Here is a 26536-nt window from a genome sequence, read left to right as displayed (position 1 = left end):
CTCCCGTCCCCCGCGGCGAGTGCGGCCCGCGCTGCTTGCGCTGGTCGTCATCCGCTGCGCGGACTGGGCGGGGCCGGTACGCGATCGGGCCCGCGCGCTCTTGGCCGAGGCGCCCCCGCACCAGCTGGCCGCGCACGCCGCGCTGATCCTGCGGGTCGGCGGCCGCTCACGGGGCGGCTTCACCCAGGAGCTGCTGACCGGGGCGCTGCGTGCGGGCCCGGCCGCGCAAGCCGAGGCGCTGCTCGACAGCGGCGACCGGGCCACGGCTCGCCTCGCGTACCGCGTCGCCTTCGAGCGGCGGTTGCTCCCCATCGCGCGGCTCGCTCAGATTGCCGCCCGCCACCGCGACGTTGTGGTGCAGAATTTGTGCGCCGAAGCGGCTGTGGCCGCCCTCGGCGAGGGCACCTTCGAGGAGTTCGCAGAGGTCGTGGTGCCGTTGCTCGGGTCCCGGCGGCCCAGGGTCAGGTCGGCGGGGGTGACCGCCCTGCGCCGGGCCGGGCGGCACGCCGATGCCGAGCCGTATCTCACCGACCGGTCCGCCGTAGTACGCGCGTGCGCCCGGTGGGTGCTGCGGCAGGGCGGCACGGACCCGGTGCCTCTGTACCGCGCGCTGTGTGCCGACCCCGCGGGCCGGCCCCGCGGGCCGGCCCGCCGCCGCGGTGGGCCTCGGCGAGTGTGGGACGCGCGAGGACACGGACCGGATTCGGGCGCTCCTCGCGCACCCGGTCCCCGGCGTTCGTGCCTCCTCGGTGGCCGGGCTGCGGGCACTGGACGCGGTGCGCGTCGATGACGTACGACCGCTCCTGGACGACCCATCGGCGGCAGTGCTCCAGCAGGCGACCGCGGCCCTCTTGCCGTGGGCCGACCGCGTACCGCAGAAGTTGCTGCGCGAGCTGCTGACCGAGGATCGTCCGCGCCACCAGCGGGTCGCGGCGATCCGGCTGCTGCGAGCCGTCGGGATGCACGCCCAACTCTGACACGCGTTCCAGACGAGCCGCCGGACGGGCCCTGGCCCCGGGGCGACGACGATCGTGGCTCTCCGATCAGCCTGCCTCGTGAACCCGTTCCTGCCGTGAGCTTGACGAGCAACTGCCCCGGCGCGTCAGGCATCGGTGGCCTCGTCCACGCGCACCCCGGGCCAGCCCAGACAGCGAAACGCTGCTGGAGTACTGAGCAGTTTCAGGCGCTGCGCCGCGGTTTCCGCGCTGTCGTCTTCTTGGCTGCCTTCTTGGCAGGCTGCTTCTTTGCCGTCTTCTTTGCCGTCGCTTTTTTGGCTGCAGTCTTCTTTCCGGGCATGTCGTGGACGGTGGCGTCCTCGCCGCGGGAGGCCTTGGCCTTGGCCACGGACTCTTTCAGCGCGGCCATCAGGTCGACGACCTGCCCCGGTGCCTCGGGCTCCTCAGCCGTGGGCGGTTCGCGGTGCTCCCGTTTGGCGTCGATGAGCTGCTCCACGGCTTCCGTGTACCGGTCGGTGAACTCCTCGCCTTCCAGGTCGTCGCGGGTCAGCCGGTCGATGAGCTGCTCCGCCTGGGCGATCTCGTCGTCGGTGAGTTCCACTTCTTCGGGTTTCAGCTGGGACGGGTCGCGGATCTCGTCGGCCCAGCGCATCGAGTGCAGGACGATGACGTTGTCGCGGACGCGGAGCAGGCCCAGCCTCTCGCGCCCCGACCATGCGTATTTTGCGACGGCCACCTTCGACGACCGCTCCAGGGCCTGCCTCAGGAGTGTGTACGGCTTGGCCGCGACCTGGCCGTCGGGCTCGAGGTAGTAGCCCTCGCCGATCTGGATCGGGTCGATGGAGTCCAGGGGCACGAATGCCTCGATCTCGATGGCCTTCGCGGTGGGCAGCGGTATCTCCCGCAGTTCCTCGTCGAGGACCGGGATGATCGTGTCCTTGCCCCACTGGTAGCCCTTGCCGATCTCGGACTGCGCTACTTCACGGTCCTCGATCTCGCAGATCTTGCGGTTCCGCACCCGGCCCATGTCCTCCAGGTGGACCTGGTGGAAGTGGATGGAGTGGTCCTCCCGGGCGTTGACCACGTGGATCGGCACGGTGACCAGGCCGAATGAGATGGCGCCGGACCAGATGGTTCGGGGCATGGGGGACCTCCGCGACAAGCCCCGAGGCCTTCAGCCTAGAAGCAGGCGCAGGCCCAAGCGCGGCGAGGCATCGCCGCTGAACGGGGGAGAGGCGGCCTCGGCCGTGGGCGGTTGGTCGAGGATGCGCAGGGCTGTCGGGCCACGTCGCATTAGGTGTTTACGGGCGGCTGCTGGTGAAGCGGACGGTGGAGCCCCAGTTCTGCTGGACGGGGGCCAGGCACCACTGGCACAGGGGCATGCCGCCGGTGCCGTACTTGTGGGTGCGTCGCTGGCAGCCGGAGCACGGGCCGACCAGGCTGCTGGGGCAGGTGAAGGTGGAGGGGTCCGGTTCGCTGACTGGTGGCGGGGGAGTGCTGGTCATCAGGGTGTCCTGTTTCGGGTGATGGGTGGATTGGTCACCGCGAAAGCAGCCTGAGGCCAGAAGATGCAGGGTGCCGGTCAGCGCATCGCGATGGAGAGGGCTGAGCCGGCGGATAAGTCGATGATCTCCAGCGCGGTGTCGGGCTGGCAGTGACCGCAGGCGCGCACGCCCGAGGTGAGGAGCCGGCGGGCTTCGTCGCGCGGGACGGGGCACCGTCGTTTGCCCGCGGCGTAGCAGCCGCCCACGTGCACTTCGATGGGCGGGCGGCCGTTGCCGATGCCGAGTTCGACGACCCAGTCCGGTTCCGCGGGCCGGTTTCGGCGGCCCTGCTCTTGTTCGGCCTCCCGCTCCTGGAGGGCGGCGATCTTGGTGTCGATGCGCTGCAGCCACATGGCGTGCCACACCCGCAGGGTGAGCAGTCGCGCCAGGTCAGGCGGCAGGTCATCGAACATGCATCCGATTCTAGATCCAGAGGCCATCGGGTTCGCCACCTCGCGTGTTCGAATTCTAGTTCGATAACGTGGAGTGGAGGAGGTGAGTGCTGTGGAGACAGGGACCGAAGCACGACAGGGGGCGAGCGTGATGCACGTGCGCTGCCCGGACCGGCTGCCGGAGGACCTCTACCGGCAGGTGCTGGAGCAGATGGCGGAGCTGTCCCCGATCGTCCAGGCACTGCCCCCGACAGCCGCCCTGGCAGAGCTCAAGGGCGCGCTGCGCTACCACGGCGTGGACGCCGCCCGACTGGGAGAGGTGCTGCGCGTGCGGACCATCTCGAGGCTGGGCGTCGACGTCCGCGTCGGGATCGGCCCGTCAGTCACCGTCGCCGCCACCGCCTCCGGCCAGATCACCGGCCCGGGCGGCGTCCTCGCCATCACCCCCGACGAGGTCGCGGACTGGCTCGGACCCCTTCCTGTCGAGGCCCTGCACGGCATCGGACCCCGCCAGGCCCAGGCCCTGCACGACTACGGCGTCCACCGCATCGGCCTGCTCGCCGCGATCCCGCCCGCCACCGTCCAGCGCCTCCTGGGCGGCCGCGCCGGACGCCAGGCCGCAGACCGGGCCCGCGGCGTCCGCAGGAGTCGCCAGGACTTCAGGGTGGCCATCGCCTGCTCGCCGACTGCTCGGATCTTCGCGTGGGAAAGGTTGACGGCCTTCTGGCCTGCGGAAGATTCTCCCAGCGGCCGCGGTAAGGGACGCGGACGGTTCCGCCGGCACCCTGGTACGCCTTGTCCGCCCAGCAACACATGTCGGCCTCGGCCAGCGCCTCGATGACGCCGTGGGTGCGGGCCGCCTTGACGTCGTGGACCGCGCCGGGCAGCGCGGCCAAGGCCCACAGCAGGCGCCCGAACGGGTCGGCGATGGCCTGGATGTTCATGCCGTGCTTCTTGTGCTTCCCGGAGTAGTGCGGGCGGTCAGCGGCGATCCGGTTGATGGGTAGTAGGGTGCCGTCGAGGATCACGAACGCCTTGCGCGCGGCAGTGCGTACGGCTGCGGCGAGGTCCGGGGCGACGGCTGCCAGGACCTCAACCGCCTCGGTAACGTAGCGGTAGACGGTGGCGATCCCGACGCCGAACCCGGCTGCAAGCTGGGCGTAGGTATGGCCGCACCACAGCGGCGGCACGACACCGGCGCATGGCGACCATGGGAACCGCGGCAGACCGTCACCAGCGCTCGACGGCGGTTCACCGGCCCGGAAGACCTCGGCCCCCTCCCATCGTGGAGAAGCCGTCGTGCGAAGATTCGGCACCGACCGGACCGAATCATGCCCAGCAGTCGGGGCGCCGAGAAAGAGCACATGCGCACCAACACGATCAATGTCGCACGGACGACCGCCGTCGCCGTGGGAGCAATTCTCGCCACCGGATGCGGCACGGGCGTCGGCCCCGCCGACCCGGCCGCGACCACGGCCCCTGCCCTTTCCTCTTCTTCGGCATCGGTGCCCTTCGACCAGAAGGCCGTTCGGAGGGACCTGCAGGCGGCTGTCGCGGCAGCCGGACTGGCAGGCGGCAAAGTGGAGGCGGGGCTCGGCGCGCCCCGGGAGCCACGCGCCCTCACCGACACCGAGAAGGGACGCAAGGCCGCCGCTCTCGACACCCGACTGACCCCCTGCGTGGTCTCCTGGTCGTCCACCGGGAATCGACACCGCTCCCCAAGCGCCGCCAATCCGGCTGACACGCGGCGGCGCCTGAAGATCATGCTGTCCGGTCTCACCGCTCGGGGTTGGAAAGAGATCAGGCCACCGCAGGAGGAGCCTCTCGAAGGCAACGGCACCTACTACATGGCTTCGTACAAGAAGAAGGGCTGGTTCCTTCACGCCCGGCACGCCGCAGCACCCGTGCTCGACCTCACGACGGTCATGGCCACGGAGGAAGCCTGCTTTGGCCGGCTCACCGCTGAGGAGCAAGCCCTCCTCGAGAACTGAGGAAGGCCGCACGAGGCCGAATGTGGGCGGGCCGGAACAGTCTGACCCTCGACCTCTTATGGCCACCTGCTCCAAGCCGAAGCGCCAGGACATGAGGAAGTCGACAACGGCAGCACGCCGAAACAGCTTTGCTCTCGGATGAGCCACTCCGACACGATCCAGCAGCGCTTCCCAACTGCCGCGGAACAGAACCTGGCCAGCGACACCCACGTCGTCCGATTGCCAGGTCACCATGACTTCGGCAGCCACAGGTGTGAGCTCACCTCCTGGTTCTAGCGCCCCAGACGGGCCATGCTCTTGCCGGACGAGAACCGCAGTCAGCCGTTTCCAACTCGACAGTGTCAGCGGGCAGTTGGCGCCGGGTGATGTCGGGGGAAGGGCGAAGCTCCTGGTAGATGGGTTGTCGACCAAGGGCAACCTGTCTGCCCGGAGCTTCACATGCTTGTCTACCCATCAGGGATCGATCTGTCCAGCTCGACCCTGCGGTACCTCTCCCGCCTGCTGACCGGGGCCGGGCCCCGTCGACCGGCGAAGGTCCGGTGCGAGCCCCCCTTTCAGCGCCCGGACGTGCGAGCCGTCGATCGCCGCGTCGTCCATGTCCAGCAGGCCCGCGGCCCGCAGCTCGACCAGCAGCACGTCGTGCAGCTGCGGCCAGACGCCCGCTTCGGTCCAGTCCCGCAGACGCCGCCAGGCCGTCACGCCGCTGCAGCCGACCTGCTCCGCGGGAACGTTCCGCCAACTCACGCCCTTGCACAGCACGTAGACGATGCCACGCAGCGCAGCCCGGTCATCCGCAGGCAACCGCCCGGGATACCGATGCCGTCTGGGCGCACGAGGCGGCAACAGCGGGGCCACACGTTCCCACAGGTCGTCAGGCGCAAGATCAGCAGGCACCCAACAAATCCTGCCGACACGACACCCAACTGCCAAGCCTCACAACCCACTTCATTCTGAAACGATCAGCTAGTCGAACAGTTCTGAACCGGCCGTGATGGCCGCTTGGACAGCCTGTTCGGAGCCTGCCGTGGCGGCGGATGTGATGGCGAGGATCAGGATGCGCTTGATGGAGCGCCAGATGCGGCGGCCCCTATTGGGATCGCTGCCTTCGCGCTCCAGAGCGTTGATGCCGTCGGCGAGGTCTTGGGCGTCGTCTGTGGGTAGATCCAGGGCATGCGTGGTCTGGCGGAGTTGACTCACGAGTGATGTCAACGCTTCTGCATTCACGTTGACCGTGATGGCCTGGGAGTTGCCGCTTCCGCTCGCGAGGTTGCTTTTGTGTGTGTTTCCGTGGACGGTGATGCTGTTGTGGTTGTTCGTGACGGATGCGGTGCTCCGCGGCTGCTGTTTGGCCATGAAGGTCTTTAAGTCTTCGCGTCCGGTAGCGAAGTTGATGCCCATGTTGGTCGGCCGGACGAGGGCGCTGCCGTTTGGGAGACGTTCAATGATGAGAAGGGCCTCAGCTTCGAGGTAGAGAAGGGCAGCAACTACTTCATCCCAGGAGAGCTCGGTTCCCAAATACCACCCGCCCTCTGTGCCGACGAACTCCCAAGCGTCTACTGATCCTGCGGGGCGAGGGAAGCTCTCGTATACCCAGCGCACCAGCGCATTGTGGAGGTGCATGTCTCGCTTGGCTCTGTCCTGCGAGTCTTGCTGCAACTGCTGTGCGTGCAGCAACCCCGTATCTGTCCACACCCACTGCTCCCAGACGAGGCGCTGTTCGTTCTGCACGATGCCGTGTTCCTGCAGCATCCCGAGAATTTCAGCTTTGTACGCCTTGTCAATCTGAGCGGTACGAAGGGCCTCTTTCACATTCAGGACCCGGGTGTAGGGCGACTGCGTTTCGAACGCCGCCTGAACGAACTGCGCGACCAAACGCAGGAGTGTCATGCCGAAGGATCGTAGACCGCTAAGCGGCCATCCAGGCTGCGAAACAGCCGAGTTGGAACCCGTGGCTGCCGTACGCGCCAGAGCCGACCCGGGATCCAACCACCTGCTGTCCCCTCAGGATCCAGCGGGAATGTCTGTCCGGCCCGGGCAGCGAGCGGTGTAACCGCCACACACGGCAGGCGATGCGATGAGCGAGTGGAAGCGGAGAGATGGCAGGGGGCGGGATCCCCTCGGCTGATCCGCAGGTCAGCTGAACAACTGCGAACCGGCCGCGATAGCGGCCTGAACGGCTTGTTCGGAGCCTGCCGCGGCGGTGGATGTGATGGCGGGGGTCATGATGCGCGCGATCCTGCGCCAGATTCTCTGGCCCCGGCCGAGGTCGTCCCCCTCGCGCTCAAGAGTGTCGATCTCCTCGGAGAGGTCCTGGACGTCGTCCTCGGGGAGCTGCAACGTGGGTGCCACCTGGCGCAGTTGAGTGATCAGGGACGCCAACGCATTCGCATCCACCCCGTGCGTGACCGTCTGGGTGTTGTTGCCGCCCGTGGCGAGGGCGCTGCCGGATACCGCCCCGTGGACGACGATGCTGTCGCTGAAGTTGTTCGTGACACCGGGAGAGTGCGGCTGCTGGGTGGTCATGAAGGTCCTCAAGGTCATGTTGGAGTGGGCAAACCTGATGCCCAGGGGAGTTGGCCGGACTCCGATGCGGCCGACGGTGCGTTCCGCCACGAGAAGTGTCTCGGCTTCAAGGAAACCGACAGCGGCCTCTACCTCGTCCCAGGTGACTTGGGTTCCGGCGAACCACCAGCGTTCGTTGCCGGCGAACTCCTGGAGACTTACCGAACCCGCAGGAGGGGTGTGCGTGTACGCCCAACGCACCAGCACGTTGTGGAGGTAGATATCGCGTTCGGCCCTTGACTGAGAGATTCGGCGCAAGTGCCGTGCCTGCTCCAAGCCGTTGGCCGTCAGCCTGATCAGGTGTACGGAACCATCGGCTCGCTCGCCCTCGCTGCTGACGTATTGCTGGGCGATGAGCGACGAGATGACGGCGTCCTTCTCCGCTGTGTCGAGCTGAGCGGACTCCATGATCGCCTCAGGGGCCAGCAACTCGTTGAGACGGCCCCCGGACGCATCGAGTGCGCAGAGGAGGAACTGCGCGACATACACCTCGGTCGTCATGCCGAACGAGCGTAGCGTAGCCGGACGAGCCGTCAGTTCGGGCGGATGGGGCGGCAGCGTCGGTTCGCCCTGGGCACCGAGGCCGGATGGTCAGCTACACGCTCGCGACCAAGCTCGGCAACGCCTGTCTGGTCGGTGGCAGATGGCGCGGCTTACGCCCGGCCCTGTGACCGTGCGAACTGCCCTGTCAGTGAGGCTGCTTGGCGCGGTAGTTCGGTCGGGCCGGCCGTGGCGGCTGGCGCCGGCAGCACCTTCCCATCTGTATCGACCACTGCATAGTGGATGCCTTACGATGTGCTGTGTGACAACTTCCAGTCTGTTCCTGATGGTTCACGTGGGCCAGAGCGTCGAGGCTCAGCGGAACCTCGAGCACGGCATCGAGACCTGCTCCTGGGGATTTCCGGAGAAGAAGCCCGAGTACGACGGCGCCATCCCGCGTTTCGCTGTCCTGGCCACGGGGGCCTCTCCACGCGTCCAGCTCAAGAACTGGCTTGAGGAGACTGCCACCCTCTACCTGTTCGAAGTCCGCGGTGGCTTCTACTCCGGTACGGCTTGGCATTGGCCTGATGAAGAGGTCGAGCAGCGCATCAAGTACCCCTGCCGCTTCGGTATTGAGCCCTTGGCCGTCCTGCACGATGTCCCCCTCGGCCCGGGAGGTCCTCTCACCGAAGCTGGGAGTGACGCCATCCGCCGCTCCGGCACCGATCGCGGCATGGGCAAACTCGTCCCGATGCCCGCGCTGCCGCTCCTGCAGCAGGCCGGCATCCCCATCGACCCCGCCCAACCCGAGACGGTTCCCCTCGATAAATCCCCTGGCTTCACCGCCGATCAAGTCGAGGGCAAGAAGAAGCCCCAGCGCCGCCGCCGCGGCGCCGGCTACATCTCCGACCCGAAAAAGCGCACCGCCATCGAAAAGCACGCCGAAGACCACGCCGCCGCCTACTACGAAAGCCGCGGCTGGAACGTCGAACGCCTCGGCAAGCCCTACGACTTGCGCTGCACCCGCGGCAGCGAGGAACGCCACGTCGAAGTCAAAGGCACCACCGGCGCAGCGACCAGCGTGGAGCTGACCATCAACGAAGTCCTCCATGCCCGCGACCCAAACAACACCGTCGACCTGTACGTCGTCAGCGACATCAAGGTCGACACCCGCACCGACCCCTACACCGCCACGGGAGACACCGTCACCCACCATCAGGACTGGGAACCCGCCGAAGAAGACCTGCGCCCCCGCAAATACGAGTACCGCCTCCCCTCACAGCCGTCCTGACACGCAGCGTCCCAGCAGCATGTCCACCACGGGCTCTATCCGGTCCATGGTTCACAGCAGGACAGGGCGGCGGATCCGCCGCCCTGCCGTCGCCACCTGTTTAGCCCCGCTTCGACCAGGCACCCGCCGAGAGGAAGACCCCGTGTCCACGCTTGCCATACTGGTTGGCCTGCTCTTGATCTTGGTCATCGGCATGGTTGTTGTCGCCCTGGCGTATGCCGTCTACCGCCGCCCCGTGCTCACCCAGCCCGTCCTGGTCGCTCTGACCGCTGTGGGCTCCCTCGTTGCCATCGTTGGCACGATCGTCACCGTCGGCGCCCGTTGACGCCCAGGCAAGGCGCATGCGGGAGGTGTTTTCCGGCGAGATTTCCTCGGGGCAGCAACCGTGCCGGGCGGAGTTTGACGCAGCACTCGACCGCTGCGGAGTGAGGCACGTGCGGCCCTGCAGTACGTATACGGCCGGGCCATCTCGGTCTGCTGTCACCTGGAGATCTCGAGGTCATTGCCTCAGCCGTCCTCGGTCGGTCCGGACGCGCGGGCTACAGTGCCGCGCTCGAGAAGGCGGTCACTCATCGCGTCGGTGATCTGCTGATCCTCGACCGTGTCCATCTCGGCAGGGCATGGAGGGGCTTCGGGCTAGGATCTGGCGGCCGAGGCGATCCGCCGCCTGTCCGGCGGCTGTTGTGCGGTGGCGGTGTACCCGGACACGGGCGAATACCCCGAGGACCGCGGGCAGCTCACCGAGGCATGCCGGCGCCAGGCGAAGAAGAAGATCGCCGCGCTGTGGCAGAGCGTCGGCTTCCAGCGATTGGGCGGGGACCCGGCCGGGGTGGCCCTGGCCGACGTGCCGGAGGCCAAGCGGCCCGGTACCCGCCTCATGCTGCGTGTGGCGCTGGTGCTGTACCAGATCACCGACGCCGACGTGGCTGCCTGGCGAGCGGGCCGAGGCGAGCGGACAGGCAGCACAGACCGTGACCTGACCCGCGGCCTAGCCTTCGGCGCGATCACCGCGGTGCTGCCGCGTCCTGGATCAAGGCGCCGTGGATCGCGGAGAGGCGGGCGGCCGGATGGGCACGGGCCAAAGTCGCGGAGACCAGCCTGTCGGGATCGGAGGGCTGCGGATCGAGGGGACGGCGGTCGAACGCACTGCCGAGTTCGGGCCGTCCGGGATGCTGTGGCAGGACGGGGCTGATCGGCCTTTACTGGAAGGTAGAGGATCACCGGAATAGGCGACCGAATCGTTTCGCCCGACGCTGGATGCTTCGCCAAGGCAGGAGGTCGTGCCATGGACCCGCCTCTGCGAGAGCGCGACCTACCGCACCTCGTGGTCGACCGCCCGGACCGGCTGCGCGGCCGGGTCTTCGTCCTCGACGATCAGCCGATGCTGGTCGGGCGGGACTCCGACTGCCAGATCCAGGTGGGCGATCCGAGCGTCAGCCGACGGCACGCGGTGGTGTGGCGGGCCTCGGGCCGGACCACTGTCGAGGATCTCGCCTCCACCAACGGCACCATGCTGAACGGTCACCCGGTGTTCGGGCAGCAGGTGCTGCACTCGGGCGACGTGCTGGATTTTGGGCCCTTAGAGGTGCATTACGAAGAGCTGCGCCCCGCCGACCGGACCGTTCAGACCCCGAAGCCCGGAGCCGGCGGCACCCCGGGCGGTACCTGGGACACCATGCCGGGCTGGGGCCCCGCCCCTGGGTCCGGGCCCAGGCCTCACGGCGCTCCCGCCGCGGGGCCGCCACCCGCCGGCCCGCCGGGCCGCCCGGCACCGCGCGAGGCCGGCCGTACGCCGCCCGGCGGCGAGCGGCGGTTCGACATCGGGGAGCAGCAGGCCGACCGGCTGAGCAACGTCGCCGGGGACCAGTACAACTACGTTCAGCAGGCGCAGCGCGAGAGCTTTTTCAAGGAGATCGCCGCGACCCGTACCAGGGCGCGACACCTGATCATGTTCGGCTTCCTGCTCTTTCTGGTCGGGGGCGGGATCTACGGCTGGGTGGTCATTCGATTCGTTGCCGGGACCAACGACGGTATTTCGTCGGGGAGTTCGACCTTCGACTCCTCCCCGGAGCTGCTCGGTCCGAAGGTGGCCGGGGTGCCGGTGGGGGCGGTCGGGTTCGCGATGGCGGCTATCGGGATGGTTCTGATGGTCATCGGGATCGTTCTGCACATCGTGACGACGTCCCGGCGCCGCCGCTTCGAGGATGCCGAGCGGCAGGCGTCCTGGCGGCAGCGGTGAGGAGATGGGGAGCCATGGCCTTCAACATCGGCAACCAGCAGGGCGGCGTGGTCAACAACGTCGCCGGGAACCAGACCGTTCACGGTGGCCAGTCGGCCGTCTTCACGGCGGGCGGGCAGGAGGTGCGCGGCCTGGTCCGGGACTTGAGGGCGTCGATCGAGCGGACGGCGCTGCCGCCAGCAATCGAGCCCGAGGTGCGGGCCGAGCTGGACTCGTTGGACGAGGAGGTCGCCCGGCCGGAGCCGGACCGGGAGGCAGTGGCGGGCCGGCTCGGCCGGATCACCCGGCTGCTGTCCTCGGCGGGTGCGCTGGCCGCGGCCAGCACTGGGCTGATCGGGCCGCTCGGAGCGCTCGCGGGCTGGCTCGGCGCACTCGGCCAGCCGATCTTGCGGGCGATCGCAGGCTGATGGGAGGAGGCTGACGGAGACGGCTTTGCCCCCGGATGTTGGACATGGGCCACGCGGGTCCGACAAGACCCGGCCTCAGCCGCTCACCACAGGGATCCTCTCTGTCCTTCATCAAGGCTGAGTGGTCTGCGGTGGCTGTTCCGGTGGTGCGTGGTTGGTAGAAGGTGCCGTCGGGGAGCATCGCGAAGAGCACGCCCATGCGGTGCCGGGCGAAGCGGAGGAGAGCAACTATCTGCAGACCGGCAGGGACCGCCACGCAGCCCATGTCGCGCCCTCCCGGGCAGCGGCCGATCTGGTCGTGGACGGGACCGCGAGCGAGGCGGAGATGCGGGCGGCCGTCATGCCGCTGATCGGGCCGGCCCTCGTGCCGACGCCCGCGGCGCCCTCGCGGGCACGGGGGTGTGCAGTGTGACCCGTACCCCCGGGGTCCCGGTGTTCGCGCTGTGACGTGTCCCGGGGGTACCGGCCCCGGGGCAGACGCCGCGTGATCACGCTTCCGGCGACACAGCCGACCCCCGGCGGGCTCTCAGGCGAATCTTCCTATTCGGCGGGAAGCGTCTGAGCGTCGTCATGAGTACACGTGACAGGCGTTCCTATCCATCACGTGCCATGCCGATCAGGGAGTTGTTCATGCCCAGCGCATCCCGAGCGCATCGAGCTCGGCTCGCCGTTCTGGGGTGAGCTTGTCGGCCCTGCGTCGCGTGTCGTCGAGCCAGCCCCCGAGCTTCAGCTCTACGCCTTCCCCGTCCTCACCAGCCAGTTCCTCCACGTACTTCCTCGGGACGCGCAGGTGGCCTTCGCGAGCGTGGAACTGACGGGCCGCAGCGAGATGGGTGGCCCACCGGTCCGCCTGCGTCTGCCGCACTGGCAGTTCGCCCTTGTCCGCGGGTTCGATTCCAAGGACGCTGTCGAGCATCCACTGCTGGGCCGGGGTGAGCTTGTCCCAGCCCATCCGCTGCGCCACCACCCACGCCCCGAGGTCTTCGCCCTGCACGAGTACCTCGCCTGCCCGTACAGGGAGCGTGGCGCCGGCTCGCAGGTGTGTGTGGGTGAGGTGGAAGCCGCGCTGCCAGTCGATTCCCCAGGCCGGGCACCAGGCCGGATCGATCGCGTCCAACGCTTCCAGACGGCTCTCCTGCCGCCGACACTGTGGTTTCTGCGAACGCACGCCGTTCGGCGTTTTCACGGGTCTTGCGGGCTGCGGCACGTTGGTTCTTCAGCCATACCCCGATCGCCATCTCGTCACCGCCCCACACCGCGTTCGTGGGCGCGAGCAGGTGCCCGTGTACGGCCGCGTAGTCCTGCGCCACAGCCAGGCCATCAGCCCACGCGCTCTCCCACGCCGACCACACCATTCCCAGCGCTTCGAGCGGGGCCCTTTGCGCTTGCGCTCAGCGGTGGTGGTAGCCGATGACGGGCGCCACGCGAATGACCGAGTCCGTCCTGGGCGTCGATCAAAGCCGTACGCGGATGCACGACCCGACGGAACTGTCGTTCGAACCGCATCTCGGGTACGCCTCGCAACAACATCTCTTGCACCAACTCTTGCCGCATCTCCTGCGAGATCTCTTGCGACTTCTCTTGCGCGAGGATCGCCCACATCACGGAATCCGTGCAGGCCACCTCCCCGTGTGGGCGTGGTCGGTTCTCTGACATCCCCTTTGTTGCCCCTTTCCGCGACGATTGGTGATGGGTGAGTGATTGGGGTGGGGTTGGAGGGGGCTTCGCTGCGCTGCGCCCTGGGCCCGCCTTTGGCGGGGCGGTGCTCCGCACCGGCTGTGCGGTGCTCCGCACCGGGGGGCTTCGCTGCGCTGCGCCCTGGGCCCGCCTTTGGCGGGGCGGTGCTCCGCACCGGCTGTGCGGTGCTCCGCACCGGGGGGCTTCGCTGCGCTGCGCCCTGGGCCCGCCTTTGGCGGGGCGGTGCTCCGCACCGGCTGTGCGGTGCTCCGCACCGGGGGGCTTCGCTGCGCTGCGCCCTGGGCCCGCCTTTGGCGGGGCGGTGCTCCGCACCGGCTGTGCGGTGCTCCGCACCGGGGGGGACCTGCTCCGCAGGTACCGGTCCGCTCCGCGGACTGGGCGCAGGCTGGCCGTTCAGGCCGTTCGGGACCCTCACCGGCCGCCTTTCGGAGGCCGCCGGCAGGTGGGCGAGCGCTCGGCCGGCCGCTGCCTGCCATTGCGGATTTCACGACCCGTAGTGGCTCGACCCGAGCCTTGACCTCCATCTGGCGATCGGCTCGAACGGGGGCGTGCTCTTGCCCTCCACCAACAGTTCGTCCCATGACAGCGGTGCTGCGTCGACATCGTCGACGAGGAGGCGGCGTACGGCATCTGGAGCGAGCCACACCGCCTGCCGGAGCGAGCAGTCGTCGATCCTTCTCGCCACGGCCAGTCCGCACGTCTGGCAGGCCATGTTGGGACCGTCGCTCCCGTCGAGACCGCAGCAGGCACCGCCGCGCTTCTCGGGAGCCGGGTACCGCGGTTATCTCCGGGTGTGGTCACAATCGCCTCGGGCGCGCCATCAGACGGGGCGCAGGCCGGCGCGTGGATGCCGCGGGCCTCCGTCCTCTACCGGGTCGATCTCCTCCCACGGTCGCCACGGCGGTCCCCAGGGGTGCGGGTTCACGGCGAACGTCCCCGGCTTCATGAGCACCGGCATCTGGATCCCGTTCCCGTAGCTTTGATGGGCGTGGACCGGGAGAGAGCCTTGCGACAGCGGAATGGTCAGCTCGGCGTCATACCTCGCACAGCCGAAAACGAACAAGAGCCCTCTGCATGGGAGACAGCCGCACCGTCGCACCTCGGGGGTAGCCGGCCAATGCGTTTTCTCGTCCGTCGCGGGGACGGCGCCCGCCACCGTTGTGGAGCTTCCACGCAGTGTGAGGGAGTGTCAGTCGTCGTCTCTGACGGCGGCAAGCGGCTCACTCGGTGGGGTGGCCCTTTTTCCCTTGTGGTGCCCGAGTGCGGGTCGGTGTGGCTCTGCTGGGGGAGCAGTGGTGAGGTCCTCGTGCGGGTAGCCGGTGTGCTGGTCGTCTGGGGGGTCTGGCTCAGTTGTGAGGTGCGGCAAGAGGGAGGGGCGCGGAGGGGACTTGAGGGCCTTTGCTCGTGCTGTCCGTGAGGGGCTGGGCTGTGAGCTGGTGCCTCCGGCGGGCGCCGGGCCTGCCCAAGGGGGGGGGCGTGCCGGGTGCGGGTCGGTGGGTGGTTGGGGTGTGGGGGTGGGCGGGGCTCCCCTCGGCTGTCCGGGCACCCTTCGGGCTACCACCGGGGCTGCGGGGGCCGCCAGGACGAGCCGCTACGCGGTCGCGCGAGCGCGATCCCGGCGGCCCCCGCAGCCCCGGTGGTGTGGCGGAGCTGCCCGGCCAACCGAGGGGAGCCCCCGCCCACCGGTTGGGGTGTGGCGGAGGCCCGCCCGCCGTCGGTCGGGTTTGAGGGTGGGACCGGTGTTGAGCTGCGGTTTTGTGCTCCAAGTCGCCTGCTTTGAGGGGCTGTTGGGGGTGGACACCCCACCTTGAATAAGGCATAATTATGGGTACCGGAAGGGGATAGGAGCCCTGGACGGCACGGCAGAACCCCAAACCTTCAACGCCACACGGAGAACAGAATGACCGTGCAGACCGAAACCGCAGCGGGCCACGCGTTCGCCACCGCCGCGAAGTCCGCCGCCGGCTACCTCGACGAGGCCGCGAACTCGCACGGCCGCGAGAAGATTCGGATGGTCCTCGACGCGCTCGCGCGAACCAACACCGACGCGCCGCATCTCGTGGAGATCGGCCCCGGCGGCGGCGCCGCCCTCCAGCACCTCACCGCCAGCCTCACCCGCACCGCCGACCGGCCCCGCACGCTGGACATCACCCTCATCGAGGCCCCCGGCGTCCTGTCGCAGGCCCTCGCCCGCGCCATCGACGGCTACCACGCCGCCGACTTGGGAACCTGCACCCTCACCAACGGTCTCGCGCAGGACCTCGCCGCCATCCTCGACCACCCCGTGGACATCGTCGCCGCGTCCGCACTCATGCACGAGGTCTACTCCTACGGCAGCGGGTACCGGTCGATCCACGCGATGATGCAGACCCTGCCCACCGTCCTGAAGCCCGGCGGTCACTTCGCCTACCGCGACGTCCGCACCACCGACGCCGCGACCCTGCACGAAACGGCCACCCACACCTACACGCATCGCGGATGGCTCCAGTTCATCCGCATGTTCACCTCGCCGTACCTGAACAACAGCCGCCATCCCTACCACCACTGCGGCGACGACCCGACCGTCCGTCAGAACTCCCGCATCGTCGCCCTGGAGGACATCGACCCCAGGACCAGCGCCGTCATCACCGCACCGATCGGCCTGTTCCGCGAGATCCAGCGCCACTACATCACCTTCCGCGACCACGCGTGGCGCTCCGGTGCCCTCGGATTCCTCCCCCGCCTCGAAGGCCAGCTCTCCGCCGACTGGATCGACGCGGCAGCCGGTCACAAGCGGGTCCACTTCACCCTCACCGAGGCCGAATGGATCTCCCCGCGACAGCGAGCGCTGCTGAAGAGCGTCAGCGAGCCGTACGCAGACCACTACGCCATGGACGGCGACATCTTCGACGAGTGCACCGACGCCGCCATCACAGAACTGCTCACCCTTGCCGAGAGCGGCGACGAGCGGTGCGCGGCGGTGTGGCGAGAGTGGATCGAGCGCGAAGGCCACGAGACCTACGTCTACCTCACCTTGAACGAACTCCTCACCGAGTTCGCGATCACGTCGGCGCAGGCGAACACGGACACCGTGATGATGCCCCGCACGCCCCGCGACGTCGTCACCCCCGAGCGGGCCTACTACACCCGCTACCTGCAAAAGCGCCTGCCCAACCCCCTTGCCGACGGCAAGCAGCTGGTTCTCTTCACCAACATCCCCGCCCACGACACCCAGGCACTCACGGCCGGTATCGAGACCCTGCGACCGCTGTGCAGCCGCGCGGCCATGGCCCGCCTGAACTGCGCACTCACCCAGATGATGTAACCCGCCCCCGGGGCCCTCGGACCACGACCGAGGGCCCCGCCCCCGCCGGGGCACCGGCCCGCATGTACGCCGCAAACAGCACAGGAGGATGACCCCATGACCGACACCATCGAAGTGGAGCGCAAGCGCGAACTGCCCGACGACGGCAGCACTCTTGCGCCCCTGCTCGCCCGACTCGGCTACGTCGCATCCGCCCCCGTCACCGAGGTCGACACCTACTACAGCCGCCCCGACGTCGACTACCTGCAAACCATCGAGTGCCTACGCGTGCGCCATCGCGGCGACTTCGCGGAGATCACATACAAGCCAGCCTCCACCCCGACGACCCACGCAGCCGACGACGTCGTGTCCAAAATCGAGACGAACGTCATCCTGCGCGAGGGCACCCAGGCACGCACGGCTGAGAGGCTGCTGACCTCGATCGGCATGCGTGAACTCGTCCGCGTCGAAAAGACCCGCACCACCTACCGCCACCCGCAGACTCCCGGCGTGAGCGTCAGCATCGACACCGTCCACGGCGCCGGTACCTTCGTCGAAACCGAAGTCAACCGACCCACCGCCGACGGCGCCGCCGAACTCATCGCGCACATCGAGAACCAACTCGGCATCACCGGACACCCCACAGTCGCCCTGCCCTACCGCGATCTCGTGCTCAGCCAGCACGAACAGCCCGCGACCCGCACGGCACACAGGTGATCGAACCACCTCTACGCCGAATGCCGCGCCGCCCGGCCACAGGGACGGCGCGGCTCACACCCTCCACAGGGTGCGCCCGGCCCGGGAAAAGGACGCCCCTGGCGGGGCGGCCGCCTGCTGGTCCGGTGCGTTTCCTGCGGGTCCGGCTCTCCGCTTCGCTCCGGCCAGCCCCTCCGGGCACCGGACCGTGGACGCGCCCCGCGGGGGCGCGGCTGCCCCTGCGCCTTCGGCGCTGGAAAGGACACGCCTGACGGCGTGACAGCTCCATCTGGCCCCTGCGGGGCCGGGTCCGCTGACGCGGACCGAGCCGAACCGGTCCGAAAACGGCAATGCCGCCGCCGGACTGCGGCACCGACTCGGCCCGGACCACGCCGGCGGACGCCCTTCGGGCCACAGCCCTCGACACAGCCACGCCTGGCGGCGTGACTGTGTCGGCCGGCTCCTTCGTCGCCGGCCGGCCGCCCTCCTTCGTCGGGCGGCGTCGACCGCCTACGGCGGCGGTGCGGCGCTTCGCGCCGACAGGTTCCGTTGCGCAGGACCTGTGACCGCCGCTTTGCGAACGACACCGACATGCAGCTCATCACCACGGTGATCGAACGGCCACTTCACCTGGACAGACCGCGAACCCTCCAGCTGCCAGTCCGTCGAAGGGCGCCGACAGGCCCCCAAGGGGGTAAGTCGCCAACCGGCGTACGGTCTGCCGACGCGGATCGGGCGACCGGCTGGACGCACAGAAGAAAGTAAGGCAGAATTAGTGAATTCGAGAGGGTAAGGGTCTCGGCTTCGCCACCGCGCAACCCGCCGAAGACGAAGGCGGACGGCCGGCCCAATAGGAGTAGTGCCGGCCGCCCTATGCCCCCTGGCCCCAGGCCCTTCAACAAGCCCATATCCAGGAAGGCATCTACACATGATGGTAAACGACGCAGACCTCGACGCACCCCCGCCTTCGACGACCTTGTGACCTTCCGCGCAGGCGCCCCGGCCGCAGCCGACCCCGCTGTGACCCACCGCGTTCAGGGCGGCCCAGCTCCCTTGCGTCGGCGGCATCTGGTTCACCGCTCGCCGACGAGCAGGGCACGGTGCTCCGGACCGGGCATCGACGATCAGGACAGCGGCATCGCAACGGCCACGAGGCCGCCCGAGGCCGGCACGGTGCGGTGGGAGCACACGGCGCAGCAGACCCAGGGCCGCAACGTCACGAGCAACGCAGAGCGTGACGCCGAGCACGCGCTCACCGCGACCGGCGTGGTGCTCCTGCGCAGCCCGCCGACCGGGACGACCGCCGCGAGGAGCAAGCCGAACTGACGCGTGAGGCCCTGCCGCAGAACCCACAGACCATAAAGGACACCGCTATGGCCACGCTGGACAAACGCCCCGTACTGACGCGCAAGGAAATCGCCGACATCTACGAGCTCAGCATCACCCACCTGGAGAGGCTGTACCGGGAGCGCGAGGCCAACGGCCACCCCGAGGCCGCAGGCACGATCAACCGCGCGCTGGTCTGGTACGCCGCCGACTGGCACCAGTGGTACGAGCGCCACACGGACGTCGCCGCGCTGGAAAGCCGTGCGGACCTGCACGACCGTACGGGCCTGGGCCTGAGCACCCTCCAACTGCTGTGGCGTGACAGGAAATCCAACCGGCACCCCGAGCCGGAGAAGACCATCGGCAACACCATGTACTGGAACCCGAAGACCTGGGACACCTGGTACGAGAGCTACAAAACCAATCAGCAGTGGCGCTCGAACGTCGACCTCAGCGGAAACGCCGACGACCTGATCTCATTGTCCGAGGCCGCCCGCGTCCTGGGCATGGAACCGACCAGCATCACGAAATACCCGGTGAGGCCGCCGAAGCACTGGCCGGCACCCGCCGAGGAGACAACGACGGACAAGGGCTTCGTCAAGCGAAAGTACCGGCGCGGCGACATCTGGACCTACGCCGAGCACCGCGAACGTGGAGGCGGCCGCCCGACCGGAGGGACGGATCGCCGCTACCCCTACGACGGCGACCCCCGCCTGGACCAGGCCCGCACCGCGATCGAGGCACACCCCGAAACTCCCGCAGCCCAACTCGCCGGCCGACTGGCCCACGAACACGGCGGCACCGCAGGCACCTGGTCCCACATCGTCCGCAGCGCACGACAGCACCCCGAGGACTGAGCCGCGGCGATCAGCACGAGAGCGCTTTCGCCATCTGGCACTCCGCGACCGAGGAAGGTGAGCAACCGGCGTTCTCCTGCTGGGCGCAGGTATGCGAGTGGCTGTCCCACGCACGCGGCGATCTTGGCTGAAGGGCAGCGGGCTCGAGTCCGATGGGCCCGCCTTGGGGGAAGGCCCATCGCACTCACGGCAGCGGCTCGTTGCGCCCAGGAGTGATACCGGACTGCCCGGGCAGCTCCTGCCCCGACGCGGTCGAAGCGCTGCCTCGCAACTCTGTCCGCACCTCACGGATGGCCCTGATGGCGTCAACCAGCAGACGGCACAGAGGAGGGACCATTTCAAAGAGAGTGCGCAGGATCCATGCGGCCCCGCCGATGGCGGCCACTACCACTGCGGCCCAGCCGACACTGTCCATCCGGACTGATGCCCTTTCCGCTTCGGGCGGTCGGTCCGGCGCACAGGCAGGCTCGGTCCGACCACCAACTTCGTGGTCCAACCGAGAACCTGCCGACGTAACAAGGTCTCGCGAACGGGGCGGCATGGGCGGCCTACGTCATCGCGAGCCACCCCTTCAAAATCAATTCCAGAGACGCAACCGGCCGTTGGACCGAGCCTGCTGTGCCAGTACGTCGGCCTGACAAGCAGGGCATCGGCTAACCAGCCTGTCGCGCCTCCTAGCTGTGTCCCCCTGTGTTCTGCTTGGAATTCTGCGAGAGCTGCACGGCCAGCGTCAACCGGACACCGAACCTCTGGGGGCGCGAGGGACCAGAGAGACATCCGGGCTTCGTTGTGGGCTTCGGGCAACGTCGCACGCAGTCCGGCTTCCGTAGACGCCGACTACAGCCCTGCCGCCTCCGCCGTGAACAGCTCGATGCACTCGAAGTGCTCGACCTGCATTGGAAAACCGGCCCGGGATGACCCAGCCAAGCGGCCGACACGGCTTTCTCGCGCGCGCGAGTCTGACGTGACGGCCGCCGCGACACCGGTGGCGATCACCTCACCCCGGACACGCTCCTGACCGGAGTGAGGATCGGCTCCTGGCTGCACCGCCGGCTCACCACCTGGCCCACCCTCCACCCGGCCGGCAGCAGATGATGATCGAGCTCGGCCTCACCCCCGACACCAACCCGATCACCCCCGCCCGCCGCACAACGCCGCAGTTTCGAGGAGACCGTCCAGCTCCTGGAACTCTGCCTCCGCCGCGGAGGCCGCGCCCCCGCCTCCCGGGAAGAGATCGTCGTCGACGGCGACACCGTCCACCTCGGCGCCTGGCTCGCCAAAACCCGCACCAAACACCGCGACGGCCAGCTCCCCGAGGCTCACGCCCGCCTGGTCGCCACGCTCTTCGACGGTGACTGGACGACCGAGGGCGCCGTCCCGGCTGGAGATGGCGCGACAGAGAACAGCGCGGTGCGAAGCGGGTGGGCAGCATGCCTTTCCGGAGATGGCTGTGCCCGGAACACACTCGCCGTCTTCCTGGGAGGCGGTCATTGAGGCCGACGCGCCCTGTCTGATGTTATTGATCTTGAGCTGATCGGCGGAAGTCGCGCTGGTTTGGTGATGCGTTGGTGGTCCAAGGAAAGACGTCCCGCTTCCTGCGGGGAGATGCAGGTGCAAGGCCTGCCCGGCGCTCCACGAAGACCCTGTCCCGCCTTTCTGCGGGGCAGGGTCCCTCTTGCATCCGTGCGCGGTCTGGGCTGGCGTGCACTGATGCGGGCTGTTACTCACTTTCGGGTGACGGCCGGATGCCCGTTGGGGTGGCGTGGCCTGGCGGGTGTGGTCCAGTAGCCAGTTGCCGCAACGAGGAGACGTGTGGTGGGGCGTCAACTTCGCGCCTTCGCAACATAGATGGGCGATACAGGCGAACGTCACCGCGATCCGGATGATCGGTAACACGACACGCGTCTCGTTCACATTCCGGAGAACTGGCGGGAAGGGTGTGAATGCGCGGCCGGCCCGGCCGCCACCCGCACACCGCACAACCCGGCCAGGGATCTGGCGCGTTGGTTGTGCCCGCACGATGCAGGGGGAACCTGTGACCGTATCCAAGACTGCAGTCCGTCGTCTGACCGCCGCCGCGCTGACCACCGCGGCCATCACCGCGGCGATCGCGGTGCCGGCGTCCGCCGCCGACCCGCGCCCGCACCGGTCCGGTGTGGAGATCAGCCGGGTGCAGTACGACTCCCCGGGATTCGACGACCGCTCCAACCGCTCCCTGAACCAGGAGTGGGTGGAGATCACCAACACCACCCGCCACAGCGTCAACCTGGACGGCTGGACCCTCTCCGACGAGGACGGCCACACCTACACCTTCGACCACTACCGCCTCGACCGCCGCGCCACCGTCCGCGTCCACACCGGCATCGGCCGCGACACCCGCACCGACCTCTTCCAGGACCGCCGCGCCTACGTCTGGGACAACCGTTCCGACACCGCCACCCTGCGCAACGACCACGACCGCTTCGTCGACGACGCCTCCTGGGGCCGTCACCACTTCCGCCGCTAAGCGGAATTGAGCCGTACGCCGCGGGTTGCGTGAGCCACCCGGCAGCGGCGCGAGAGAAGGGGGCGGGCCGGTGACTGCGGCCCGCCCCGCCTCCTTGTCCGTCGTTGCGTGGTGACCGCCCGGTGAAGGCGCCGTGGAGGGGTTGAAACGCCCGATCGACGCGCGTAGCGCGCCCGCCGGGCGGTGCGGTTTCCTCAGGAACGCGCATCTCCAACCCCCCACATTCTTTGGAGAGTTCATGTTCCGCCGCACGGTGTTCGGCCTGCCCACAGCCTCGCTGTTGATCCTCGGCGTGTGTGCCGCGCCGGCCCTGGCCGAGCCGCCCGCACCCCCGTCGACCACGACCGCGCGCAGCGAGCTCGCCGCCCTGACCGTCGCCGCTCCGCACTCGATGGACGGCTACGCCCGCGACAAGTTCGACATCTGGTCCACCCAGCCCGACGGATGCACCACCCGCCAGGACGTCCTCGCCCGCGACGGCAAGAACGTCCAGGACCAGCCCGGCAGCTGCCGGCCCGCGAGCGGTTCCTGGTATTCCGCCTACGACGACACCACCGTCACCGTCGTCGCCGATGCGACCATCGACCACATGGTCCCCCTCGCGGAAGCATGGCGCTCCGGCGCCGCCACGTGGACCGCTGATCGGCGCAAGGCCTTCGGCAACGACCTCAAGGACCCCCAGCTCCTGATCGCCTCGGAGTCGTCCAACTCCTCCAAGTCCGACAGCGGCCCCGCGGACTGGAAACCCACCAACCACGCCTTCTGGTGCATCTACGCCAAGGACTACACGCACATCAAGTCGATCTGGAAGCTCACCACCACCGACGACGAGAAGTCCGCCCTGTCCTCCATGATCGACACCTGCACCGACTGAGGTTCAGGCAGCGCAGCAAGAGGCCGCAAAGTGGCTGCGGTCAGACCGCGCGCTCAGCCTTGCCTGAGCCACGGGCAGCACGGGCGAGATCCACAGCATCTTGCTGGTGGGGTCGGTGACGACCTGGACGTTGACGCCGTGCCGGCGCTGCTTGGCCGAGTGGTCACCGTGGCCGTCACCGGTCACGGCCACACCTGGCGAGGGTCCCGGCCAGCAGCACGTCCGGTCTCTCTCGCGCGGGACCTCGAGGAGGCCTGGAGCCCGATGAGGCAGGTGGTGCAGGGGCAGTTGTGGTCAGTCGGTCGTGAGGTCGGTCGTGACGGATTCCCACAGGGAGTCGAACCATTGCTGGGACTGGATGACGAAGGCGGTGTCGTCGCTGGTGCTGTCGGTACCGAACAGCCGGACCAGTCGCATGGGGTTGGCGTCATAGATGTCGATCTGGCGGCCGTCGATGTCGAGGGGGCGACGGTGGAGGGTGTAGTAGGAGAAGAGGGCTTCGGTGTGGTTGACCAGGTAGAGCTTGGCCATGGGGGTGAACGGCAGGGCCCGGAAGGTGATGTGGGCCTCGATGCCGTGGGTGTCACGCAGTGACAGGAGTGCGGCGCGCAGGGTTTGTCCGTAGGCGTTGCGCTGGGCGAGCCAGCGCCGCTGGATGGTGTCTCCGCTCTCGTCCCAGGAGACGGGGCTGGGGAAGGCCAGGTCGATGTCGCGGCTGGGCAGCAGGACTCGGACCGTCACTGTCTGGGGGTTCACCTGGCCGGTGTGGACGGCATGGATCGGGCGGGCCATAGCGATGGACAGGGCCTGGCCGCTGAGGCAGACGGCGTCGATGGTCACCTCGTCCTCGGCGAATGCTGCCGTGAGCAGCTCGCCGAGCGCGGCGATGGCCGAACCGTGTGCCGGGGTCGGTCTGGGTGCCGGGCGGGATGTGTCGCGGCCGGCGGCATCCAGCAGGCCCCTCCAGTGGGGTGTGGAGGGCGGCGCTTTTGCTGCCCACGTGCACAGCTGCGTGACCACCTTCAGCAGGTCCGCAGTCTCCCGGGGGAGATGGTTGCCGCGCAGCCAGTCGCTGAGAGTGGCCAGCGGAACGCCGGTCGCGCGACTGGCCCGGGCGAGGGTCAGGCGGGAGCCGGCCTCTGCCAGGCGGGTCTGCGCCTGGTGCCACAGACTGTTCAGTTCGGTGAGGACCTCGGGGGGCTGACTGCTGCTGGAGGCGGGCACAGGCGTCAACTGCCCTTCTCACGAAGGCCGTCGGAAATTCCGACCCGGAAAAGCAGTCTAGGACCCCATCTGACGACTTTTCCGACGTTGTTCGACATCTCTGCCGTTGGCATGCTTCCCGCGCGTCAATGCCTGGTAGCGGCCGCGCGCATCGGGCGGTCGGCCTCGAAGGGAGCGGAGGGAATATGGCGCAGCGTTCGACCAGACGACGGCTGGCCCGGGCCGCACTGTTTGCCACCGTCTGGGGCGCCGCCGCAGCGGCGGGATCCGGGATGGTGGCCGCTGCGCTGTGGTGGGTCCAGACGCGGTGAACGGCGCGGGGGCGGGCTGTTGTGCGTGGCGAGGGGAGCGGGTGGGGCTGGTGGGCAGGACGGTGGCGAAGAGGTGGGCCACCGATGGCAGCGTGTGGAGGCCTTCATCCGATGAAGAGGCATGACAGTTGGTGGAGGAGGCTGGGTGTGGGGGCTGGGGTCGGTGGTGTCGTGGCAAGCCGGGGCCGGTGTCTGCGTGGTGGTGGCAGTGGTGAGCGGATCGGTGTGGCTCGCTGAGCGGGGTCGTCGGGTCACGCTGGTGGCGTTGGTACGGCACGCGCCGCCGGGGACAGTGGTACGCCAACAACGGGGCATGGGCGGGCCTGCCATGGAGGTCCGCCTCGGGTCTGCGGTGAAGGAAGGGGGACACCGTGAGGGACCGGCGGATCTCCGAACAGACAGCGCATGACGTGTCGAGGCTGTGGGATTGCGAAGCGATGCCCTTACTGCGCTATGCCATGGTCCTCACGGGTGGTTCGCAGCCGGCCGCCGAGGACCTGGTGCAACGGGTGTTCATGGCGGTGGCCCAGCAGTGGGATTCCCTGGCCGAGACCGGCCTGTTCACCACGGGCTGGAAAGTGGAGCCCGGCAGACACCGGGCCTGGCTGCGCCGGGTGTGCCGCAATCAATGGATCGATGACGTCCGCAGGGCACAGCGGTTGAACCAACTGGGCCCTGAGCTGGCGCGCAGCCAAGCCGCGGCGCCACCGGATCCGGCCGATGTCGTGTTGGCCCGTGATGCTCTCGAGCGCTGCTGGAAAGCAATCCGCTCCTTTCCCGAGCGGCGCCGGCAGGTGGCCATTTTGTACTTTGTCGAGCAGTGCTCAACGGCGCGGATCGGCGAGCTGTTGGGGATCGAGCCGTCGGGGGTGCGTAAGCACGTGGCGATCGCCCGCGCAGCGCTGCGGCACGCGGCGGATGGTCCTCTGCAGAGCATGCAGGCCACCAGGTCGCGGGAGGAGGAGCAGCTGTGACAAAGGATGCGGACGACCGCAAGGGCGACGCCGTGATCGCCCGCCTGCTGCAGGATGCCGAATGCGTCATCGACACGCATCCGGGCAGCATGCAGCGGCGCAAGAACGAGCTGCGTGACTGGATGGCCGGCGTGGACCGTACCGACCGGCCTGAGACCGAGGCTGATTCCACCAGCCGCCAGCATCCGCCCGGGGCCCGGCCCCGGTTCATCAACTTCCGTCCCGATCTGGCATTGAAGCCACTCGATCGTGCACGCGAGCCCGACAGGGACCCGATGGCCCGGCTGCGTTGGCCGGTCGGAGACCACGCCCGCACGGTTCCTGCCGGCAGCAGCTGCGGGCGCCCGAGCGGCTGGCAAAACGAAGCGGCCGAGGCCGCGTTGAGCGCGGTCAGTGAACTGCGCACCCGTCTGACCCTGGTGCGACCGGACGCGCAGACACGACTGCTGCACCGTGTGCTGGCCCAGACGGAGGAAGAGCTCAGCCGTACTGGACAGATCTCCGTCGGCCTGTATGAGCAACTGCGCACCGTACTCACCGACGCTCCCTTGGATCCGGCGCTGGCGGACTGTGCCGGCGTTGTTGCACGGCTCCTGGCAGGGGAGTGAACAGGGGCGCGGATACGGCAAGAGCGTCTGGGTCTGCGACCCGGGCCCCGCGCGGCCGGAGCGTGGGGCGAGGTGCCAGGAGGGCCGACGTTGGGGGGCACCGCAACGAGTCGTCCTGCGCTTTCGACTGCGTGACAGAGGAGTGCAATGACATCCGTCTGGTGCGAGCAGGCGGACGCGGCAACGCCTCACGGCGCGGCGGCAGTAGTCAGCTCGCTCAGGGGCCTGGCGGGCTTCTGGACGTGGCCGGTCCGACCCGGCTCCTGACAAGACTTTGTAGACGTGGGACTTGTCGCGGGATGGGTGAACCTTGCCAG

At 68.7% G+C, this 26536-nt stretch carries 26 protein-coding genes and 4 pseudogenes; 17 read left to right on the top strand and 13 right to left on the bottom strand.

Annotated features, from left to right (window positions below; all coding sequences use genetic code 11):
* Positions 1 to 19: 19 nt before the first annotated feature.
* Complete coding sequence (locus OG788_RS00495; protein ID WP_406368343.1) at positions 20 to 790, top strand: hypothetical protein; 771 nt, start codon at positions 20 to 22, stop codon at positions 788 to 790.
* Positions 777 to 977, top strand: coding sequence for a hypothetical protein (locus tag OG788_RS00490; RefSeq protein ID WP_406368341.1), 201 nt, complete (start codon positions 777 to 779; stop codon positions 975 to 977). Before OG788_RS00495 ends, OG788_RS00490 begins: the two co-directional genes overlap by 14 nt.
* A 202-nt stretch (positions 978 to 1179) precedes the next feature.
* Here the strand turns inward: OG788_RS00490 and OG788_RS00485 are convergent, their stop codons facing one another.
* From OG788_RS00485 to OG788_RS00475, 3 genes are all read right to left on the bottom strand, one after another.
* The gene (locus tag OG788_RS00485) at positions 1180 to 2100 is read right to left on the bottom strand and encodes a Ku protein (RefSeq protein WP_406368340.1); all 921 of its coding nucleotides are present in this window, start codon (positions 2098 to 2100) and stop codon (positions 1180 to 1182) included.
* A gap of 157 nt (positions 2101 to 2257) precedes the next feature.
* Positions 2258 to 2461 carry a hypothetical protein gene (locus OG788_RS00480; RefSeq protein ID WP_406368338.1) on the bottom strand — a complete coding sequence of 68 codons (204 nt, stop codon included), beginning with the start codon at positions 2459 to 2461 and terminating at the stop codon, positions 2258 to 2260.
* Positions 2462 to 2538: 77 nt separating this feature from the next.
* Positions 2539 to 2913, bottom strand: coding sequence for a DUF6233 domain-containing protein (locus OG788_RS00475; protein ID WP_406368336.1), 375 nt, complete (start codon positions 2911 to 2913; stop codon positions 2539 to 2541).
* Between the two features lie 130 nt (positions 2914 to 3043).
* Between OG788_RS00475 and OG788_RS00470 the strand changes: the two are divergent.
* Positions 3044 to 3532, top strand: a pseudogene (locus tag OG788_RS00470) (hypothetical protein); the annotation flags it as partial.
* Here OG788_RS00470 and OG788_RS00465 read toward each other — a convergent pair.
* Positions 3523 to 4073: pseudogene (locus OG788_RS00465) on the bottom strand (transposase family protein); the annotation flags it as partial. The pseudogenes OG788_RS00470 and OG788_RS00465 overlap by 10 nt on opposite strands.
* A 183-nt stretch (positions 4074 to 4256) precedes the next feature.
* Here OG788_RS00465 and OG788_RS00460 point away from each other — a divergent pair.
* Positions 4257 to 4883 (top strand): hypothetical protein, encoded by a 627-nt coding sequence (locus tag OG788_RS00460; RefSeq protein WP_406368334.1) that lies wholly within the window; start codon positions 4257 to 4259, stop codon positions 4881 to 4883.
* 502 nt (positions 4884 to 5385) lie between these two features.
* Here OG788_RS00460 and OG788_RS00455 read toward each other — a convergent pair.
* The 3 genes and pseudogenes from OG788_RS00455 to OG788_RS00445 all read right to left on the bottom strand — a co-directional run.
* A pseudogene (locus OG788_RS00455) lies at positions 5386 to 5777 on the bottom strand (transposase); the annotation flags it as partial.
* Positions 5778 to 5846: 69 nt separating this feature from the next.
* Positions 5847 to 6770 carry a hypothetical protein gene (locus OG788_RS00450; protein ID WP_406368332.1) on the bottom strand — a complete coding sequence of 308 codons (924 nt, stop codon included), beginning with the start codon at positions 6768 to 6770 and terminating at the stop codon, positions 5847 to 5849.
* Between the two features lie 246 nt (positions 6771 to 7016).
* A complete protein-coding gene (locus OG788_RS00445) occupies positions 7017 to 7946 on the bottom strand; it encodes a hypothetical protein (RefSeq protein WP_406368330.1) in 930 nt (309 codons plus the stop codon).
* Positions 7947 to 8271: 325 nt separating this feature from the next.
* Here OG788_RS00445 and OG788_RS00440 point away from each other — a divergent pair, with 325 nt between their 5' ends.
* From OG788_RS00440 to OG788_RS00420, 5 genes are all read left to right on the top strand, one after another.
* Entirely contained in the window at positions 8272 to 9216 is a 945-nt protein-coding gene (locus OG788_RS00440) for a protein NO VEIN domain-containing protein (protein ID WP_406376639.1), read from the top strand.
* Positions 9217 to 9358: 142 nt separating this feature from the next.
* Positions 9359 to 9541, top strand: a complete 183-nt coding sequence (locus OG788_RS00435; RefSeq protein ID WP_406368328.1) for a hypothetical protein — start codon at positions 9359 to 9361, stop codon at positions 9539 to 9541.
* 960 nt (positions 9542 to 10501) lie between these two features.
* On the top strand, positions 10502 to 11455 hold the full coding sequence (locus OG788_RS00430; RefSeq protein ID WP_406368326.1) for an FHA domain-containing protein: 954 nt from the start codon (positions 10502 to 10504) through the stop codon (positions 11453 to 11455).
* Positions 11456 to 11469: 14 nt separating this feature from the next.
* Entirely contained in the window at positions 11470 to 11862 is a 393-nt protein-coding gene (locus OG788_RS00425; protein WP_406368324.1) for a hypothetical protein, read from the top strand.
* 202 nt (positions 11863 to 12064) lie between these two features.
* On the top strand, positions 12065 to 12274 hold the full coding sequence (locus tag OG788_RS00420; protein ID WP_406377027.1) for a hypothetical protein: 210 nt from the start codon (positions 12065 to 12067) through the stop codon (positions 12272 to 12274).
* 216 nt (positions 12275 to 12490) lie between these two features.
* Here OG788_RS00420 and OG788_RS00415 read toward each other — a convergent pair whose 3' ends face one another.
* The 3 genes and pseudogenes from OG788_RS00415 to OG788_RS00405 all read right to left on the bottom strand — a co-directional run bounded on the left by OG788_RS00415 (position 12491) and on the right by OG788_RS00405 (position 14272).
* The gene (locus tag OG788_RS00415) at positions 12491 to 12979 is read right to left on the bottom strand and encodes a helicase associated domain-containing protein (RefSeq protein ID WP_406368323.1); all 489 of its coding nucleotides are present in this window, start codon (positions 12977 to 12979) and stop codon (positions 12491 to 12493) included.
* A 109-nt stretch (positions 12980 to 13088) separates the two neighbouring features.
* Positions 13089 to 13217 (bottom strand): annotated as a pseudogene (locus tag OG788_RS00410) (hypothetical protein); the annotation flags it as partial.
* A gap of 827 nt (positions 13218 to 14044) precedes the next feature.
* Complete coding sequence (locus tag OG788_RS00405) at positions 14045 to 14272, bottom strand: hypothetical protein (RefSeq protein WP_406368321.1); 228 nt, start codon at positions 14270 to 14272, stop codon at positions 14045 to 14047.
* A gap of 1188 nt (positions 14273 to 15460) precedes the next feature.
* On the opposite strand from OG788_RS00405, the gene OG788_RS00400 reads away from it, so the two are divergent.
* The 4 genes from OG788_RS00400 to OG788_RS00385 all read left to right on the top strand — a co-directional run bounded on the left by OG788_RS00400 (position 15461) and on the right by OG788_RS00385 (position 19722).
* Positions 15461 to 16864 carry a hypothetical protein gene (locus OG788_RS00400; RefSeq protein WP_406368319.1) on the top strand — a complete coding sequence of 468 codons (1404 nt, stop codon included), beginning with the start codon at positions 15461 to 15463 and terminating at the stop codon, positions 16862 to 16864.
* 96 nt (positions 16865 to 16960) lie between these two features.
* Positions 16961 to 17560, top strand: a complete 600-nt coding sequence (gene cyaB / locus OG788_RS00395) for a class IV adenylate cyclase (RefSeq protein ID WP_406368317.1) — start codon at positions 16961 to 16963, stop codon at positions 17558 to 17560.
* Between the two features lie 1152 nt (positions 17561 to 18712).
* Positions 18713 to 18865 (top strand): hypothetical protein, encoded by a 153-nt coding sequence (locus OG788_RS00390; protein ID WP_406368315.1) that lies wholly within the window; start codon positions 18713 to 18715, stop codon positions 18863 to 18865.
* Positions 18866 to 18912: 47 nt separating this feature from the next.
* Positions 18913 to 19722 (top strand): hypothetical protein, encoded by an 810-nt coding sequence (locus tag OG788_RS00385; protein WP_406368313.1) that lies wholly within the window; start codon positions 18913 to 18915, stop codon positions 19720 to 19722.
* A gap of 1131 nt (positions 19723 to 20853) precedes the next feature.
* Here the strand turns inward: OG788_RS00385 and OG788_RS00380 are convergent.
* The gene (locus OG788_RS00380) at positions 20854 to 21213 is read right to left on the bottom strand and encodes a hypothetical protein (protein ID WP_406368311.1); all 360 of its coding nucleotides are present in this window, start codon (positions 21211 to 21213) and stop codon (positions 20854 to 20856) included.
* Positions 21214 to 21757: 544 nt separating this feature from the next.
* On the opposite strand from OG788_RS00380, the gene OG788_RS00375 reads away from it, so the two are divergent.
* On the top strand, positions 21758 to 22228 hold the full coding sequence (locus OG788_RS00375) for a lamin tail domain-containing protein (protein ID WP_406368309.1): 471 nt from the start codon (positions 21758 to 21760) through the stop codon (positions 22226 to 22228).
* A 238-nt stretch (positions 22229 to 22466) separates the two neighbouring features.
* Positions 22467 to 23102 (top strand): DUF1524 domain-containing protein, encoded by a 636-nt coding sequence (locus OG788_RS00370; RefSeq protein WP_406368307.1) that lies wholly within the window; start codon positions 22467 to 22469, stop codon positions 23100 to 23102.
* Positions 23103 to 23105: 3 nt separating this feature from the next.
* Here the strand turns inward: OG788_RS00370 and OG788_RS00365 are convergent, their stop codons facing one another.
* Together OG788_RS00365 and OG788_RS00360 are read right to left on the bottom strand one after the other, a co-directional pair.
* Positions 23106 to 23288 (bottom strand): hypothetical protein, encoded by a 183-nt coding sequence (locus OG788_RS00365; RefSeq protein ID WP_406368305.1) that lies wholly within the window; start codon positions 23286 to 23288, stop codon positions 23106 to 23108.
* A gap of 108 nt (positions 23289 to 23396) precedes the next feature.
* A complete protein-coding gene (locus OG788_RS00360; RefSeq protein ID WP_406368303.1) occupies positions 23397 to 24335 on the bottom strand; it encodes a GntR family transcriptional regulator in 939 nt (312 codons plus the stop codon).
* A 673-nt stretch (positions 24336 to 25008) separates the two neighbouring features.
* Between OG788_RS00360 and OG788_RS00355 the strand changes: the two genes are divergently transcribed.
* Positions 25009 to 25611 (top strand): RNA polymerase sigma factor, encoded by a 603-nt coding sequence (locus tag OG788_RS00355; protein ID WP_406368301.1) that lies wholly within the window; start codon positions 25009 to 25011, stop codon positions 25609 to 25611.
* Complete coding sequence (locus OG788_RS00350; protein ID WP_406368299.1) at positions 25608 to 26219, top strand: hypothetical protein; 612 nt, start codon at positions 25608 to 25610, stop codon at positions 26217 to 26219. Before OG788_RS00355 ends, OG788_RS00350 begins: the two co-directional genes overlap by 4 nt.
* Positions 26220 to 26536 lie beyond the last annotated feature (317 nt).

The sequence above is a fragment of the Streptomyces sp. NBC_00647 genome (genome assembly GCF_045207245.1).
Lineage (GTDB): Bacteria > Actinomycetota > Actinomycetes > Streptomycetales > Streptomycetaceae > Streptomyces.
This window is presented reverse-complemented; position numbering and strand designations above follow the sequence as displayed.

Bases quoted from the DNA above. Each gene is read 5' to 3' on its own strand.
- OG788_RS00400 (WP_406368319.1), top strand. From the start codon at position 15,461: ATGACCGTGCAGACCGAAACCGCAGCGGGCCACGCGTTCGCCACCGCC.
- cyaB (WP_406368317.1), top strand. From the start codon at position 16,961: ATGACCGACACCATCGAAGTGGAGCGCAAGCGCGAACTGCCCGACGAC.
- OG788_RS00385 (WP_406368313.1), top strand. From the start codon at position 18,913: ATGGCCACGCTGGACAAACGCCCCGTACTGACGCGCAAGGAAATCGCC.
- OG788_RS00460 (WP_406368334.1), top strand. From the start codon at position 4,257: ATGCGCACCAACACGATCAATGTCGCACGGACGACCGCCGTCGCCGTG.
- OG788_RS00475 (WP_406368336.1), bottom strand. From the start codon at position 2,913: ATGTTCGATGACCTGCCGCCTGACCTGGCGCGACTGCTCACCCTGCGG.
- OG788_RS00380 (WP_406368311.1), bottom strand. From the start codon at position 21,213: ATGACCGCCTCCCAGGAAGACGGCGAGTGTGTTCCGGGCACAGCCATC.
- OG788_RS00405 (WP_406368321.1), bottom strand. From the start codon at position 14,272: ATGGCCTGCCAGACGTGCGGACTGGCCGTGGCGAGAAGGATCGACGAC.
- OG788_RS00430 (WP_406368326.1), top strand. From the start codon at position 10,502: ATGGACCCGCCTCTGCGAGAGCGCGACCTACCGCACCTCGTGGTCGAC.
- OG788_RS00480 (WP_406368338.1), bottom strand. From the start codon at position 2,461: ATGACCAGCACTCCCCCGCCACCAGTCAGCGAACCGGACCCCTCCACC.
- OG788_RS00370 (WP_406368307.1), top strand. From the start codon at position 22,467: ATGTTCCGCCGCACGGTGTTCGGCCTGCCCACAGCCTCGCTGTTGATC.
- OG788_RS00485 (WP_406368340.1), bottom strand. From the start codon at position 2,100: ATGCCCCGAACCATCTGGTCCGGCGCCATCTCATTCGGCCTGGTCACC.
- OG788_RS00445 (WP_406368330.1), bottom strand. From the start codon at position 7,946: ATGACGACCGAGGTGTATGTCGCGCAGTTCCTCCTCTGCGCACTCGAT.
- OG788_RS00425 (WP_406368324.1), top strand. From the start codon at position 11,470: ATGGCCTTCAACATCGGCAACCAGCAGGGCGGCGTGGTCAACAACGTC.
- OG788_RS00440 (WP_406376639.1), top strand. From the start codon at position 8,272: ATGGTTCACGTGGGCCAGAGCGTCGAGGCTCAGCGGAACCTCGAGCAC.
- OG788_RS00450 (WP_406368332.1), bottom strand. From the start codon at position 6,770: ATGACACTCCTGCGTTTGGTCGCGCAGTTCGTTCAGGCGGCGTTCGAA.